Annotated in this window: 13 protein-coding genes; 5 read left to right on the top strand and 8 right to left on the bottom strand. The window is 69.8% G+C overall.

What is annotated here, in order from left to right; genetic code table 11:
• Window positions 1-32: 32 nt before the first annotated feature.
• The 3 genes from amaB to DN771_RS17640 all read left to right on the top strand — a co-directional run bounded on the left by amaB (window position 33) and on the right by DN771_RS17640 (window position 5,218).
• On the top strand, window positions 33-1,547 hold the full coding sequence (gene amaB, locus DN771_RS17630; protein ID WP_116998871.1) for an L-piperidine-6-carboxylate dehydrogenase: 1,515 nt from the start codon (window positions 33-35) through the stop codon (window positions 1,545-1,547).
• A gap of 150 nt (window positions 1,548-1,697) precedes the next feature.
• Window positions 1,698-3,296, top strand: a complete 1,599-nt coding sequence (locus DN771_RS17635; protein ID WP_116998872.1) for an acyl-CoA carboxylase subunit beta — start codon at window positions 1,698-1,700, stop codon at window positions 3,294-3,296.
• 2 nt (window positions 3,297-3,298) lie between these two features.
• Entirely contained in the window at window positions 3,299-5,218 is a 1,920-nt protein-coding gene (locus DN771_RS17640) for an ATP-binding protein (protein WP_193615384.1), read from the top strand.
• A 28-nt stretch (window positions 5,219-5,246) separates the two neighbouring features.
• Here DN771_RS17640 and DN771_RS17645 read toward each other — a convergent pair whose 3' ends face one another.
• Entirely contained in the window at window positions 5,247-5,930 is a 684-nt protein-coding gene (locus DN771_RS17645) for a response regulator transcription factor (protein WP_116998873.1), read from the bottom strand.
• 381 nt (window positions 5,931-6,311) lie between these two features.
• On the opposite strand from DN771_RS17645, the gene DN771_RS17650 reads away from it, so the two are divergent.
• On the top strand, window positions 6,312-7,823 hold the full coding sequence (locus DN771_RS17650; RefSeq protein ID WP_116998874.1) for a HAMP domain-containing sensor histidine kinase: 1,512 nt from the start codon (window positions 6,312-6,314) through the stop codon (window positions 7,821-7,823).
• Entirely contained in the window at window positions 7,820-8,494 is a 675-nt protein-coding gene (locus DN771_RS17655; RefSeq protein ID WP_116998875.1) for a GerMN domain-containing protein, read from the top strand. The genes DN771_RS17650 and DN771_RS17655 overlap by 4 nt, the downstream gene beginning before the upstream one ends.
• 11 nt (window positions 8,495-8,505) lie before the next feature.
• On the opposite strand, the gene era is transcribed toward DN771_RS17655, so the two are convergent.
• The 7 genes from era to DN771_RS17690 form a co-directional block, all read right to left on the bottom strand.
• Window positions 8,506-9,384 carry a GTPase Era gene (gene era, locus DN771_RS17660; protein ID WP_116998876.1) on the bottom strand — a complete coding sequence of 293 codons (879 nt, stop codon included), beginning with the start codon at window positions 9,382-9,384 and terminating at the stop codon, window positions 8,506-8,508.
• A gap of 26 nt (window positions 9,385-9,410) precedes the next feature.
• Window positions 9,411-10,976, bottom strand: coding sequence for a class I adenylate-forming enzyme family protein (locus tag DN771_RS17665; RefSeq protein WP_116998877.1), 1,566 nt, complete (start codon window positions 10,974-10,976; stop codon window positions 9,411-9,413).
• Between the two features lie 55 nt (window positions 10,977-11,031).
• Window positions 11,032-11,490, bottom strand: coding sequence for a MaoC family dehydratase (locus DN771_RS17670; RefSeq protein ID WP_116998878.1), 459 nt, complete (start codon window positions 11,488-11,490; stop codon window positions 11,032-11,034).
• A gap of 131 nt (window positions 11,491-11,621) precedes the next feature.
• The gene (locus DN771_RS17675; RefSeq protein WP_116998879.1) at window positions 11,622-12,584 is read right to left on the bottom strand and encodes an LLM class F420-dependent oxidoreductase; all 963 of its coding nucleotides are present in this window, start codon (window positions 12,582-12,584) and stop codon (window positions 11,622-11,624) included.
• Window positions 12,585-12,629: 45 nt separating this feature from the next.
• Entirely contained in the window at window positions 12,630-13,097 is a 468-nt protein-coding gene (locus DN771_RS17680; RefSeq protein WP_116998880.1) for an SRPBCC family protein, read from the bottom strand.
• Window positions 13,094-13,450: a metalloregulator ArsR/SmtB family transcription factor gene (locus DN771_RS17685; protein WP_205528646.1), complete on the bottom strand. Its 357-nt coding sequence runs from the start codon at window positions 13,448-13,450 to the stop codon at window positions 13,094-13,096. Before DN771_RS17685 ends, DN771_RS17680 begins: the two co-directional genes overlap by 4 nt.
• Window positions 13,447-14,004 carry a TIGR03086 family metal-binding protein gene (locus tag DN771_RS17690; protein WP_116998881.1) on the bottom strand — a complete coding sequence of 186 codons (558 nt, stop codon included), beginning with the start codon at window positions 14,002-14,004 and terminating at the stop codon, window positions 13,447-13,449. Before DN771_RS17690 ends, DN771_RS17685 begins: the two co-directional genes overlap by 4 nt.
• Window positions 14,005-14,067 lie beyond the last annotated feature (63 nt).

Here is a 14,067-nt window from a genome sequence, read left to right on the forward strand (position 1 = left end):
CTCTCGCTGAACTCTCTGGAAAGGACGTCGTCATGACGCTGCCCTCGCACGATGAACTCATCTCACGCGTCGACGCGACCTTCGCCGGCATCGGCGTCACGTCGCGGTCGGGCGATCTCCCGTCGCGGACTCCGATCACCGGCGGCTCGCTCGGTGCCGGTGGCGCCGTCGGCGACGTCGACAAGACCGTGGCCGCGGCCCACGAGGCGTTCCTCGCCTGGCGCACGACGCCGGCCCCCGTCCGCGGCAACCTCGTGCGTCGCCTCGGCGAGCTGCTGCGGGAGCACAAGGACGATCTCGGCGCCTTGGTGTCGATCGAGGCCGGCAAGATCCGCTCCGAAGGGCTCGGCGAGGTCCAGGAGATGATCGACATCTGCGACTTCGCCGTCGGGCTGTCGCGCCAGCTGCACGGTCTCACCATCGCCAGCGAACGCCCCGGCCACCGCCTGATGGAGACGTGGCACCCGATGGGCCCCTGCGCGGTCATCACTGCGTTCAACTTCCCCGTGGCCGTGTGGTCGTGGAACGCCGCTCTCGCCCTCGTGGCCGGCGACCCCGTGATCTGGAAGCCGTCGGACAAGACCCCGCTCACGGCGATGGCCTGCAACGCCCTGTTCCAGCGGGCGGCAGCCGACGTCGGAGCACCCGCCGCGCTGAATCAGGTGCTGTACGGCGGCGCCGACATCGGCGCCGCGCTCGTCGCGCACCCGGACGTGGCCATCGTGTCGGCCACCGGGTCGACCCGTATGGGCCGCGCCGTCGCCCCGGTGGTGGCCGGACGCTTCGGACGCCTGATCCTCGAGCTCGGCGGCAACAACGCGGCGATCATCGCTCCCACGGCCGACCTCGACCTCGCCGTGCGCGGCATCGCCTTCTCGGCGGTCGGTACAGCCGGGCAGCGGTGCACCAGTCTCCGCCGCCTGATCGCCCACCGGTCGGTGCGCGACGAGCTCGTCGACCGCCTGGCCGCCGCCTACCGCAGCGTGCCCATCGGCGACCCGCTGGCCGACGGCACGCTGGTCGGTCCGCTGATCGACGCCCAGGCGTTCGCCAACGTCGCCTCGGCGATCGACGCGGCGAACCAGCAAGGCGGCGAACTCGTCGTCGGTGGCGACCGTGTGCTGGCCGATGCCGCCAGCGACGCCTACTACGTCGCCCCGGCGATCATGTCGATGCCCGCCCAGACCGACATCGTGCGCACCGAGACGTTCGGGCCGCTGCTCTACGTGATGACCTACGACGAACTCGACGAGGCGGTGTCCATCCACAACGACGTGCCCCAAGGCCTGGCGTCGAGCATCTTCACCAACGACATCCGTGAGGCCGAGCGCTTCATGGCCGCCAACGGCTCCGACTGCGGCATCGCCAACGTCAACATCGGGCCCTCCGGCGCCGAGATCGGCGGGGCGTTCGGCGGCGAGAAGGAGACCGGCGGTGGCCGCGAGTCGGGTTCCGACGCGTGGAAGTCGTACATGCGCCGCGCCACCAACACCGTGAACTACAGCCGCGACCTCCCGCTGGCCCAAGGCGTGTCGTTCGACATCTGAACGCCACGCCCACGTCCCGCGCCCGAAGAATCCGGGGCTGGACCGTGCCATCCGACGATCGAGGGCCCGATCGTGACGGAAATCGTCACGATCCCGCCCCAGATCGCTCCGCCGACGAGCCGCGGACTGCGCTGATGTAGGTTCCCCGTCGTGCCGGTGCTCACCAGCAATGTCGACGTCCGCAGCGACACCTTCCAGGCCAACCGGGCGAGCCTGCTGGAACAGCTCGCCGAGCACGACCGCCAACTGGCCCTGGTGAACAACGGCGGTGGGGACAAGTACGTCGAACGCCACCGCAAGCGAGGCAAGCTGCTCGCCCGCGAGCGCGTCGAGCTCCTCGTCGACGAAGGTTCGCCGCTGCTCGAGCTGTCGCCACTCGCCGCCTGGGGCACCGACTTCCCCGTCGGTGCCGGCATGTTCACCGGCGTCGGCGTCATCGAGGGCGTCGAGTGCGTCATCGTCGCCAACGATCCGACCGTTCGCGGCGGGACGAGCACGACCTCCACCGTGCGCAAGAACCTGCGGGCGATGGAGATCTCTCGCGCGAACCGGATGCCGCTGGTCAACCTCGTCGAGTCGGGTGGCGCCGACCTCCCCCACCAGGCGGAGATCTTCATCCCCGGCGGACAGAGCTTCCACGACATCACCGCCCTCTCGGCGGCCGGCATCCCGACGATCGCCCTCGTGTTCGGCAACTCCACCGCCGGCGGCGCCTACGTGCCGGGCATGAGCGACTACGTCGTCATGATCGACGGGCGTTCCAAGGTGTTCCTCGGCGGACCGCCACTCGTCAAGATGGCGACCGGCGAGGAGAGCGGCGAGGAGAGCCTCGGCGGCGCCGACATGCACTCGCGGGTGTCGGGCCTGGCCGACTACTTCGCCGTCGACGAGGCCGACGCGTTACGTCTCGGCCGGCAGATCGTCCGGCGCCTCAACCACCGCAAACTCGGCCCCGGGCCGCGCGGACCCGCCCTGCCGCCCCGGTACGACCACGAGGAGTTGCTCGGCATCGTGTCGGCCGATCTCCGCCAGCCGTTCGATCCTCGCGACGTGCTCGCCCGCCTGGTCGACGACAGCGACTTCGACGAGTTCAAGCCGCGCTTCGGACCCTCCCTCGTCACCGGCTTCGCCGAGATCCACGGCTACCCGGTCGGTGTGCTCGCCAACCACCACGGCGTGCTGTTCAGCGAGGAGTCGAACAAGGCGGCCCAGTTCATCCAGCTCGCCAACCAGACCGACACGCCGCTGGTGTTCCTCCAGAACACCACGGGCTACATGGTCGGCAAGGAGTACGAGCAGCGCGGCATCATCAAGGACGGCTCCAAGATGATCAACGCCGTGAGCAACTCCACCGTGCCTCACCTCACCGTGAACATGGCGGCCAGCTACGGCGCCGGCAACTACGGCATGTGCGGGCGCGGGTACGGCCCACGGTTCCTGTTCACCTGGCCCAATGCCAAGACGGCCGTGATGGGGCCCCAGCAGCTCGCCGGCGTGCTGTCGATCGTGGCCAGGGCGTCGGCCGAGTCGATGGGCCGGCCGTTCGACGAGGAGGCCGACGCGGCGATGCGGGCGATGGTCGAGGACCAGATCGAGCGCGAGTCGCTCGCCCTGTTCATGACCGGCCGGCTCTACGACGACGGCATCATCGACCCCCGCGACACTCGCACCGTGCTCGGCATCTGCCTCTCCGCCATCCACAACAACGTCGTCCAGGGCACCTCCGGCTTCGGCGTGTTTCGGATGTGAGGATGAACGTGATCCAGACCCTGCTCATCGCCAATCGGGGCGAGATCGCCTGCCGGATCGCCCGAACGTGCCGACGCCTCGGCATCGAGACGGTGGCCGTGTTCAGCGACGCCGATGCCGACGCGCTCCACGCCGCCGCGTGCGACCACGCCGTGCGCCTGCCCGGCAACGCCCCTGCCGACACGTACCTGCGCGCCGATCTCCTCCTCGACGCCGCGGCTCGCACGGGCGCCGACGCCGTCCACCCCGGCTACGGCTTCCTCGCCGAGTCCGCTGACTTCGCCGCCGCGGTCGAAGCCGCCGGGCTCACGTGGATCGGCCCTCCGCCCCCGGCGATCGCCGCGATGGGCTCGAAGATCGCCGCCAAGGACCTGATGCGGCAGTCCGGCGTTCCCGTCCTCCCCGAGATCCGAGTCGGTGGCGGCGTGGAGATCATCGATGCCCACTTCCCGCTCCTCGTGAAGGCGTCGGCGGGCGGCGGCGGACGGGGCATGCGCATCGTGCGCACCGCCGACGAGCTCGACGAGGCGATCGCCGCGGCCAGCCGCGAGGCGGCAGCGGCGTTCGGCGACGGCGAGGTGTTCCTCGAGCGCTACGTGGAACGCGGCCGCCACGTCGAGATCCAGGTGCTCGCCGACACCCACGGAACCGTCAGCGCCCTGTTCGAGCGCGACTGCTCGGTCCAGCGCCGGCACCAGAAGATCATCGAGGAGGCGCCGTCGCCCATCGTGGACGAGGCGCTGCGTTCCGCGATGAGCAAGGCCGCCGTCGACGCCGCCCGCGCCGTCGGGTACGTCGGCGCCGGCACCGTCGAGTTCCTCGTCGACGACGCTTCGGGCGAGTTCCACTTCCTCGAGATGAACACCCGCCTGCAGGTGGAGCACCCCGTCACCGAGGCGGTGACCGGCCTCGACCTGGTCGAGCTGCAGATCCGCGTCGCCGAGGGCGAGCCGCTCCCGCCGGAGGCCGAGTTCCCCGCGCTCACCGGCCATGCGATCGAAGCCCGCCTCACCGCCGAGGATCCGGCTGCCGGCTATCTGCCGTCGACGGGCCGGCTGGTGCGGTTCGACGTCGGCGGCGACGGGGACGTGCGCGTGGACGCCGGGGTGGCCACGGGATCGGTCGTCTCGCCGTTCTACGACTCGATGGTCGCCAAGGTGATCGCCCACGGGCCGACCCGCGCCGCCGCCATCCGATCGCTACGCGCCGCCCTGACCTCCGCTCGTGTCGCCGGTGTCGCCACCAACCGTGACCAGCTCGTCAACGTGCTCGACCACCCGGAGTTCCGGGCCGGGCGGACCCACACCGGGTTCCTCGACGCCGACCCGTGTGCGACGCCACGCCGCCTCGACCGTGAGGTCGCGGGCGCGGTCGTGTGGTTCGCCGACGAGGCCATCGCCAGGAGCGCGGCAACGGTGATGCCGACGATTCCGCCCGGGTGGCGCAACAACCGGGCGGTCGAGCCGACCCGCGCGGTGCGCGACGGCGACGACGAGTTCGTCCTCCGCCGGTCCCACCTGCCCGTCATCCTGGCGGCGCCCGTGGGCATCGACGCCGACGGTCTCGCCCACGTCACCGTCGAACGCGACGGTGTCAGGGAACAGTTCACGGTGGTCGGCGACGGCCCGCGCCGGTGGGTCGACGGGCGCCAGGGCCACCTCACGGTCGACGTCGTCCCGCGGCACCCGGAGCCGTCCATCGGCGGTGCCGAGGGATCGCTCGTGGCCACGATGCCCGGTGCGATCCGCCGTGTCCTCGTGTCCGCCGGCGACACCGTGACCGCCGGTCAACCCGTCGTCGTGATCGAGGCGATGAAGATGGAGCACCGGCTCACCGCTCCGGCCGACGGCGTGGTGGTGACGGTGTTCGTGTCCGAGGGCGACCAGGTGGAGACCGGCGCAGCCCTCGTCGAGCTCGAGTGACGCCGAGCGGTCACCCGCTCGTGTGCGGTCAGCCGACGAGGCGGTAGCCGAGCCCTCGCACGGTGAGAATGATCGTCGGCTCGTCGGGGTGCTGTTCGATCTTCACGCGCAGGCGCCGCACGTGGGCGTCGACGAGGCGCGAGTCGCCGAGGTACTCGTAGCCCCACACCCGCTCGAGCAGCTGATCCCGCGAGAGCACCGAGCCGGGATGGTCGGCGAACTCGCACAGCAGACGGAACTCGGTCTTGGTGAGGCTGAGCTCCTTGCCGCCCTTGAGCACGATGCCCTGCTCTCGACGCAGTTCGAGATCGGGACCGATGCGGACCGAACGCGGCTGCACGTGCTCGTGGAGCTGCACCCTGCGCAGCAGCGCACGGATGCGGGCCGCCAGCTCCTTGGCGACGATGGGCTTGGTGACGTAGTCGTCAGCCCCGGCCTCGAGGCCGGCGACGAGGTCGTGGGTGTCGGTCTGAGCCGTGACCATGATGATCGGCACGATGCTCCGTGAGCGGATCGCCCGGCACACCTCGAATCCCGACAGGTCGGGGAGCCGGAGATCGAGCAGGACCAGGTCGAAGTCCTCCTCGCCGAACGCGAGCAGCCCGGCTGCGCCGTTCTCCGCCTGCGCCACCTTGTAGCCCTCGTCCTCGAGCGCCAGCGACAACGCCAGACGGATCTGGTCGTCGTCCTCGATGAACAGCAGCGTGTACACAGTCCTCCTCGCTCCCACGACGTCGCCCCCGGACGAGGTACTCGTCGGGACGAGCCGTCGTATGACCAGTGTGCCAGGGAATGCCCTGACAGGTGGTGGGTTTCGCTCGGTTTCGTTACGCAAATCGCGCAAGCCCGTAATCCCGTCGTCACGCGCCGTCGCGATCGTGGCTCCTGTTCACGCTGCCTCGGCGGGCACGTCCTCCCCCTTCGACGGCCTTCCGGTAGCGCGACGCTGTCGGCTCCAACGACAGGTGGGCGGAAAACCTGATGTTCGGGGAGGGATCCGGCCATGCCGCCAGGTGGAGGCGGCAGCCGGGATCCCCGGGGTTCCGCACCGCCGAGCATCGAGGGCGGCCCCGGTGATGTCACACTGGTCGGCGTGCCGAACTCGTCGCCCTCCCGTCGCCGGCGTTTCGCCCCGACGCGGCCGCGCCGGCTCCGGCTGCGCACGAAGGTGTCGGTGCTGTTCGGCTTCGTGGCCCTGGTCGCCGGGGCGTCGGTCGCCGTGTTCGCCTACAACTTCGCCCGGGCGTCGCTGCTCGACCAACGCCGCGTCGAGGCCCGCCAGGCGGCCCTGGTGAACGCCCGGGAGGTGTTGAACCTGCTCGAGTCGGGCGAAGAGCTCCAGCCAGCCCTCGACGAGCTCACCGACGAAGGCGGGTTCATCCAGGTGTTCCGCGACAACGGGAGGATGGAGGCTGCGGCCCCGATCGGCCTCACACAGTCCGACATCATTCCTGATGCGCTGCGGCAGTCGGTCACCGAGGGCGTGTCGGCGATCCAGCGGTTCCGCTACGGCGGGACTCCGTACTTCGGTGTCGGCATCCGGCTGGCGCGCGTCGACGCCCAGTACTTCGAGGCCTTCTCCCTCGAATCGACGGAGCGGACGCTGAGGGGCATCCTGTTCCGCTTCTCGCTGGGCTCGGCGGCCGCCGTGCTCCTCCTCGGCGGCTTCGGCATCTGGACCGGCCGACGGCTGCTCCGCCCGCTCGGCCAGGTCACCGAAGCGGCCCAGGACATCGCCGAGGGCGACCTGTCGACGCGCGTCGCGCCCCAGCGCGACCGGGACCTCGAACCGCTCGTCGATGCCTTCAACGGTATGGCCGACGCCGTGCAGGACCGGATCGAGCGGGAGAGCAGGTTCGTGTCCGACGTCAGCCACGAGCTGCGCTCCCCCATCACAGCGCTGCAGGCCGCCACTGACGTGCTCGAGCGCCGGCGCAGCGAGTTCTCGGACCGCCCGGGGCAAGCCGTCGACGTGATCATCGACCAGGTCCGCCGGTTCGACGGCATGGTGCTCGACCTCCTCGAGCTCTCGCGCATCGACGCCGGGGCATCCGACATGCACGTCGAGTCGAGTGACATCGTCGACACGAGCCGGCGCATCGCCGCCCACTACGGCTTCCCCGACCTCGTCATCGACGTCGATCCGAACGCACCGTCGCGGGCGCTCATCGACCGCGTGCGCTACGAACGCATCCTCGGCAACCTGCTGGAGAACGCCAAGCATCACGCCGACGGGCCCACGCGAATTTCCGTGGAACGCCCCCCGGCTGGCCCCGACGACGCCGACGACGAGACCACCGGTTCGTTCGTCCTCGTCGCCGTGGAGGACGACGGACCAGGGGTGGAACCCGCCGAGCGCGAGCGCATCTTCGGCCGCTTCGCCCGCGGGCGGGTGTCACGCCACCGCGTCGGCACGGGCCTCGGGCTGGCACTCGTGACCGAGCACGCCAAGGCCCTGGGCGGCAGCACCTGGGTCGAAGAGGCGCCGGGCGGCGGCGCCAGGTTCGTGGTCAGCCTTCCTGCCGACACCACGTTCACACACACCGACGCCGAGGCCGCCGCGCTCGGCGCTGGGAACATGAATCAGATGGAGGCCGGGCGATGACAGCGATGGCGTCGCGATGCCTTGCGCGCCGAGCGCTCGTCGCACTCGCCGGGCTGTTCATGGCGACGGTCGCCGCGGCGTGTGGCATCGACGCCCAAGAGAGTGCCCAGCCGATCAACCCCAACGCGCTCGGCGGACTCGACCAGACGGTCCCACCCGCGACCGATCTTCCGGGCCAGCCCACCGCCCCGTCGACCACCACGGCCAACGTACCGGCCTCGACGACACCGGACAGCCTGGTGAGCACCGGGACGAAAACAACGACGATGTACTTCATCCAGGGCCCCGGGTTGGTCGGCGTGCCGGTCGACGTGCCGGTCGGTCTCGGCCTGTCCGGCGTCCTCGCCCGGCTCGCGACGCCGCCCGCCGACGAGGCCGAGGCCGGCATCCGCTCGGCGATCCCAGAGGGCCTCATCCTGGACGTCACGATGAGGGACGACAGAGCGACGATCGACTTCGACCCGACCCTGTTCCAGGGCGTCAGCAACCAGGACCGGCCCCTGCTGATCGGTCAGGTCGTCCTCACGGTGAGCGAGGGTTGCTGTGATGACGTGCGCTTCACGCTCGCCGGCGAGGCACTGCAGGTGCTGCGCCGCGACAACAGCCTCACCAACCCAGGGGAATACGTGACGGCCGACGATTACGAGCAGCTGGTGGTTCCCGAGGACTGACGTCCGGACGGTCAGTAGCCGAGGCGTTCGACCCGTTCGGGCCGGCGCTGCCAGTCCTTGTCGACTTTCACCTTGAGCTCGAGGTAGGTGCCCTCGGGGAGCTGCTCCCGGGTGCGCTGACCGACCTGTTTGAGGATGGAGCCGCCCTTGCCGATCACCATGCCCTTCTGGCTGTCGCGCTCGACGACGATCTCGACGGTGATGTGGCGGCCCTCCCACTCGGTCACCCGGGTGGCGATCGAGTACGGCAGCTCCTGACGCGTCACGGCGAGGAGCTGCTCGCGCACCAGCTCGGCCACCCACTGCTCATCGGGGAGGTCGCGCACGGCGTCGACTGGGAACATCGGGGGACCCACCGGCGCCCGCGCGACGAGGTGATCGGTGAGCCGGTCGAGCCCCTCGCCGGTGCGCGCCGACACCGGGAAGTAGGCCGCCGCACCGAGCTCGCCCGCCGCGCCCAGCTGGGCGATCACCTGCTCGGGCCTGACGCGATCGATCTTGTTGACGACGACGATGGCGTTGGCGATGTCGAGATGGTCGGCCACCCAGCGATCGCCCGAGCCGAACGGCGCCGACGCGTCGAGCACGAGGCCGACCACGTCGACCGAGCTGTCTGCCTCGGAGACCGAGTCGATGGCCGTGGCGTTCACCTTGCGGCCGAGCGCACTGACCGGCTTGTGGAGGCCGGGTGTGTCGACGAACACGAGCTGTGCGTTGGGCCGGTTGTAGACGCCGCGGACCCGGTGCCGCGTGGTCTGCGGCTTGTCGGACACGATCGACACCTTGGCGCCGCAGATGGCGTTGACGAGCGACGACTTGCCGACGTTGGGCCGACCGACCAACGTGACGAAGCCGCAGACGAACTTGTCGGGCTCGGGCTGGTCGGTCATCCCCCCGGAGGGTACCGCCCGGGGCCTCACACGTTGGCGGTGCGGTCGGCCCAGAACGGGGCGCGCAGCTCGCGCTTGAGGATCTTGCCGCTGCCGGTCTTGGGCAACTCGTCGAGCCAGGCGATCGAACGCGGCACCTTGTAGCCGGCGAGATGGGCCCGGGCATGGGCCACCACGCCGGCGTCGTCGAGCGACGAGCCGGGGCGCTTGACCACCACGGCGTGCACCGCCTCCCCCCACTCGTCGCTCGGGATGCCGAAGACCGCCGCCTCGTAGATGTCGGGGTGGTGCTCGAGGGCCGCTTCGATCTCGGCCGGATAGATGTTGACGCCGCCGGAGATGATCATGTCCTTCTTGCGGTCGCAGATGTAGACGAAGCCCTCGTCGTCGACATAAGCGATGTCGCCGACGGTCTGCCAGCCGTCGCGCTGGTCGTCGAGGTACTTGTCGTGCTGCTTGTAGTAGTCGTCGAACACCGAGCTGCTGCGCACGAACAGTTCGCCCGTGTGCTCGGGCCCCGTGCCCTCGACCACGTTGCCGTCGTCGTCGAAGAGGCGGATCTCCACGCCGGGAGCCGGCTGGCCGCACGAGCCGGGCTTGCGCAGCTGGTCCTCGGGCCGCAGCAGCGTGTTGACACCGAGCTCGGTGGAGCCGTACACCTCGAACAGCGACTCGGGCGGGAAGACCTCGACGTAGCGCTGCTTGAGGGCGAAGCTCCACGGTGCGGCGTTGGCGATCATCACCCTCATCGAGGAGCGGTCGTAGCGAGCGAGGATCTCCTCGTCGAGGTTGGTGATCATGCGGATCGGCGTCGGCGCCGAGAACGTCGAGCTGCATCCGTAGGTCTGTACGAGGCGCAGCCAATCCTCGGCGTCGAACTTGCGCTGGACGACGACGGTCTGGCCGAACAGCTGGGCGATCCCCATGAATCCGCCGGGTCCCGAGTGATAGAGCGGCCCGGTGGTCAGATAGACGTCGTCGGGCCGGTAGCCGATGGCCTGCACGAGCGCCATCGCCCCCTCGAGGTTGACGGCCTTGCGGAGCGCACCTTTCGGCTTCCCGGTGGTGCCCGACGTGTAGATGATCGTCGAGCCGGCGAGCTCGGCCTCGGGCTCGGGCACGTCGTCGGCTGGCGCCGCAGCGATCGCCGCGTCGGCGTCGATCATCCAGTTGGGATCGGAGCCGTCGGGGAGGCTGCCGCCGAAGACGTACGCCGTCGTGACCTTGGGGATCTCGGCCCGGATGCGCTGGAACATCGGCGCCAGCTCGGCGTCGACGAACACGGCGATGGCATCGGAATGGTCGGTGACGTAGGCCGCCTCCTCGTCGGCGAACCGGTAGTTGACCGGCACCCCCGTGACGCCGAGCTTGCGGGCCGCGTCGAGGAACACGACGATACCCATCGAGTTCGGGCCGCACCACGCGATCTTGTCGCCGCTCTTGGCCCCGTGGGACGCGAGCACGTTGGCCAGGCGGGTGGCGCGGTCGTCGAGCTCGGCCCACGTGAGCGTCCGCACGTCGTCACCGCCACGATCGTCGACGACCGCCAGCTTGTCGGGGTGGGCCTGGGCATGCATGCGGATGAGGTCCATGCCGCATTCGTAGCAGTTCGCCCCGCCCGACCCGTGACCGAGGTCACGTCATGGGCTAGTGGTACATTCGGAAGAGGACCTCGGCGATGCAGCTCGGCTTGGCAGCGCCTTCGACCTCGAACGTGTACTCGAACTTCACCTGCACGCCGCCGGTGACGTCGGTGACGTCGAGCAGCTTGGCGCCGACGCGCAGCTTGCTGCCGACGGGGACCGGCGACGGGAAGCGCAGCTTGTCGATGCCGTAGTTGACACCCATCGCCACGCCCTTCACCGCCCACACCTGCTCGCCGAGCATGGGGCCGAGCGACAGCGTGAGGTACCCGTGGGCGATCGGGCCGCCGAACGGGCCGGCCTTGGCCTTCTCGACGTCGACGTGGATCCACTGGAAGTCACCGGTGGCTTCGGCGAACTGGTTGACCCGTTCCTGGGTGATCTCGAGCCAGTCGCTGTAGCCGATGTGCTCGCCCACGAGGGTCCGAAGCTCGTCGACGCCGTTGATGATGCGTGGTGCCATGGCCCGCAACCATACGGTCCCGACTCCCGTCGCCGAGAAGTCCACCGCTCTGCCGTCGACCCACCGGGTGGTGCCTGACACCAACCGTCAGGTGCATCACGAACGCTGATCGGCTTGGGGCTAGCGGCGGGCTAGCGGAAGTTGGGCATCACCTCGTTGGCGAACAGGGTGAGCGTCTCGGTGTCGGGATAGTCGGCGCACCAGGGGATGACCCCGCCCAGTCCGAGGTCGACGTAGCGCTGGATCTTCTCGGCGACCTGCTCGGGCGTGCCGACGAGGTTGGTGTCGCGCCAGCTGTCGATGTTGTCGCCCCACAGGTTGCGCGACCCGGCCGCCTCGATCTCGGCCTCCGTGCTGCGGACGAACACTTCCGGCGACCACGTCAGCCGCAGTTCGTCGAAGTCGCGACCGACGGCCTTGCAGTGTCCCTGCAGGACATCGCGCTTGTGCTCCCACTGCTCCGGGTTGCCGCCGAAGTTCGAGCAATCGGCGTACTTGGCGACGATGCGCAGCGTCAGCTGCTCGCCGCCGCCGCCGATCCACACCGGCGGTCGCGGGTCCTGCAACGGCTTGGGGTCGCAGTTGGCACGGACGACTTCGTAGTGCTTGCCACGGAAGGTGGTCTCCGGCTCGGTCCACATGCTGGTGACGATCTGCACCGCCTCGGCGAGCATCTCCAGTCGCACCGACGGCTTGGGGAAGTCGTAGCCGTAGCTGCGGTACTCGTTCTCGTACCAGCCGGCGCCGATCCCCCAGTCGAGGCGCCCGCCCGACACGACGTCCACCGTGGACGTGATCTTGGCGAGCAGGGCCGGGTTGCGGTAGCTGTTGCAGCCGACCATCTGACCGAGGCGGATGCGGCTGGTGAGCTGGCTGATCGCCGTGACCGTGGTCCAGCACTCGAACACCGCCTCATGGGCCGGGCGGGGCACGTTGTGGACGTGGTCGTACACCCAGATCGAGTCGTAGCCGAGGTCTTCGGCGAGCTTGGCGATCTCCACGGACTTCGCCCACTTCGCTGCGGCGCCGTCGATCGACGCCAACTCCATCTTCCAGCCCTGAGGAACGAACGTCCCGAAGATCAACTTCGTCATGTCGCCAACGTAGTGGTCGGCTGGCGGGCCCGCCCCGGACCGCCGCTATTTCCGGGCGGCGCGGCGTGCCTCCGGCGGAGGATCGTGCCGCCACGGATCGTCGCCCGGGTTGCGACCGGCGCCGACGATCCGCAGTCGCTCGACGAAGTGAGCCCACCCACGGGCGTGCCCCGGCGCCATCTCGTCGGGGAGATCGCGATGCACCAGTTCCACGACCGTCCGCGGACCCGGGTGCTCGGTGAGGACGATCTCGACGGTGCTGGCGCCCGGGGGCAGCACGGCACTACCGGCGTGGCCCCACGTGAAGACGACTCGGCGCGGCGGTTCCACCGTCACGAAAGTTCCGCGGACCGGCACGCCGATGATGTCGAGATGCAGGAGACCGCCGGCGATCGGCTCGGTCTCGGCGTACTCTCCCATCCACTTCACGATGAGGTCGGCATCGACGAGGTAAGGGAACACGTCGCCGGGCGCGGCCTCGATGGTGACCGACGTACGGAACGGCTCGGTCACGCGTTCGCTCCCCGCGATGGAGACCCCCGCTGCTCGGCCTCGACGACCTCCTTCAACCGCGCCAGGCCGGAGGGCCACAGCTCCTCGACGAACTGGCGCACGCCCCGCAGACCGTCGGGACGGACGAGATAGAGGCGACGGGTTCCGGCCCGCTGTTCCACCACCAGGTCGGCGTCCTTGAGGGTCCGCAGGTGCTGAGACACCGCCTGCTGGCTGATCGAGAAGTGTTCGGCGATCTCGCCGACCGCCAATGGTCGATCGCGAACGAGCCGCAACATGGCACGGCGGTTGGGCTCGGCCAGGGCCCGGAAGACAGCATCGTCGCCGTCGAGCGCGGCTGGAGATGACGTCACGGCGTGCGTCCGAGGAAGGCGACGAGCTGCGTCGACGGGTTCGTGCTGTCGGTCGGCGTCGCCGGTCCGAAGGCCCTCCCGCGGGCGCCGTCGGCGAACACTCGGGCGAACTCCAACAGCGGCGCAGCGACGGCCGTCGGGATGGACACCGGCGATCCGGTGGCCGTGGCGACGTCCCACGAATGGACGGTGGCGTCGGTCAGCGCCAGGTGGAGCACCATCCGGCCGGGGAGTTCCATACCGCGCAGGTCGAACCCCCGGCCGAGCACGGCGTCGTCCCGGGCGACGAGCGACAACCTCGACGCCGCCGCGGTCAGCGCGACGACGTGATCCTCACACGCCGTGGCCGCCGAGTGCCGCGGATCCGTGCGCGCCGGGTCGACGTCGCGTCCTTCGAGCACGTCGGCCAGTGCGGTGAGCGCGCCGACCGTGTGGTTCTGGAGGTCCGTCAGCGTCCAGTCGGCACACGGGGTCGGGACCGTGCCGTCGTGGCCGCGGGCCGCGGTGAACTGAGTGATGGCGAACGCGAACGCGTCGTCGGCGAGCTGCTGCATGCCGACGACTCTACAAGTATCTGCTTACACAAGTCCAGACTTGTGACGTGAGTGGTCAGCCGG

The organism is Desertimonas flava (assembly GCF_003426815.1).
In the GTDB taxonomy this organism is placed as follows: domain Bacteria; phylum Actinomycetota; class Acidimicrobiia; order Acidimicrobiales; family Ilumatobacteraceae; genus Desertimonas; species Desertimonas flava.